Annotated in this window: 1 protein-coding gene and 1 pseudogene; both read right to left on the reverse strand. The window is 40.0% G+C overall.

Annotated elements, in window-relative coordinates:
• A pseudogene (locus DBR11_RS15150) lies at positions 1-520 on the reverse strand (DUF4271 domain-containing protein); the annotation flags it as partial.
• A gap of 42 nt (positions 521-562) precedes the next feature.
• Positions 563-1,721 (reverse strand): DEAD/DEAH box helicase (locus DBR11_RS15155; RefSeq protein ID WP_146186551.1); only part of this gene is annotated, 1,159 nt, incomplete at its 5' end.

The raw sequence follows: 1,721 nt of genomic DNA on the forward strand, positions 1-1,721 counted from the left end.
GTATAAATAGGAGTAAAAATGGCCAGGAAGTAAACAAATTATCCTCCTTATTTAAATTATTTAAAACCCGATTACTGAAGAAGGACTGAACAATACTGTCTAGCTGCTTGGAAAAAGAATTCCTTAGTATAGCAAAAACGACCAGGAGAAACGCGATAAAGCCTAAAATCCAAACCTGCCCCTTGGGTAAAGGCATTCCCGTTTTGAATAAATCTTCCTTTTTTACTTTATTATAAATCGTGTACCAAGGCTCACCGGCTGGCCGGCTGTATACCTTTAGCTTCATAATACTATCCATCAGCAGAGTAGAGCTCAGCAAAGAATCCGGAATCAGCCAACTATGAGTAAGGATAGAGTCTGTTACAAATTTTTGTCTTGCATAAAACGCAGAATCTCTAACCACCCTGTATTTATACACTGGCTTCACTACAGAATCAAGCGGTTGCTGTGACACAGCCTGGGCATTTACGGCGAGATAACCAAGTACACAACAGAAAAAAACCACTAAATATTTATACATGCTTTTCACCAACAGGGTCTTCAATCCTGCAAAACTAAGTTATTAATTAAACAATTCAAGCAGGTCCTTCTTTGAAAATTGCTTCAGTGTACTGGCATCCGTCTTGATCAGGTCATTGACCAGATCTTTCTTATGCTCCTGCAGCCTCATAATTTTCTCTTCTATGGTTCCTGGGCAGATCAGCCGTACCGCGATTACATTCTTCTTTTGTCCAATGCGATAACTCCTGTCAATTGCCTGGTTTTCTACTGCCGGATTCCACCACGGATCTACCAGATACACATAATCCGCCTCTGTTAAATTCAAGCCAACACCCCCAGCTTTTAAACTAATCAAAAAGACCCTGACCCCATCATTCTGCTGAAATTCGTTCACCTTTGCCGCTCTGTTTCTCGATTGTCCTGTCAGGTATTCGAATGAAATATCCCGCTGCACCAATTCCTTTTTAATCAGGTCCAGCATCGTTACAAACTGTGAAAAAACAAGGATCTTATGCTGAGATGATTTACTCTCTATCTCTTCCATCAGTACAGTGATTTTAGAAGAAGCCTCTCCGTAAAAAACATCTTCTTTCAACAAAGCCGGCGAGTTACATATCTGTCTCAATATCGTCAACCCTTTTAAAACGTGTATACTATGCCTTGAAAGATCTTCCTCCTTATGCGTTAAAAGAAAGTTACGGTATTCTTCCTTATAAGAATCATATACTTTTCTCTGCTCCTCTCCCATCTCACAATACAAGACCATTTCTGTTTTATCCGGAAGTTCCTCCGCCACCTGTTTCTTCGTCCGGCGTAGGATAAAAGGCCTTACTTTTTTCTGCAGTTCCAGCGATCTTTTAATATCCTTAAATTTATCGATAGGTGTGGAATAATGATCTTTAAAATACTGCCTGGAACCCAAAAGACCAGGACTGGCCAGCGAAAGCTGCCCATACAGATCAAAAGTACTGTTCTCCACAGGGGTTCCGGTAATCATGATTTTATTTCTTGAACGCAGTAAAGCGGCTGCATGATAACGTTGGGAAGAAGGGTTTTTAACCGATTGAGATTCATCAAGAAACACATAATTGAACTCAAACTTCTTTATAAAATTAATATCATATAACATCGTTCCATAAGAAGTAATCACTACATCAGCCTGGTTAAAAGGACTGGCATCCTTTCTCCTTTCCGACCCATACAGCGTATGAACCTTTAAC

Source organism: Pedobacter sp. HMWF019 (genome assembly GCF_003061025.1).
In the GTDB taxonomy this organism is placed as follows: Bacteria; Bacteroidota; Bacteroidia; order Sphingobacteriales; family Sphingobacteriaceae; genus Pedobacter.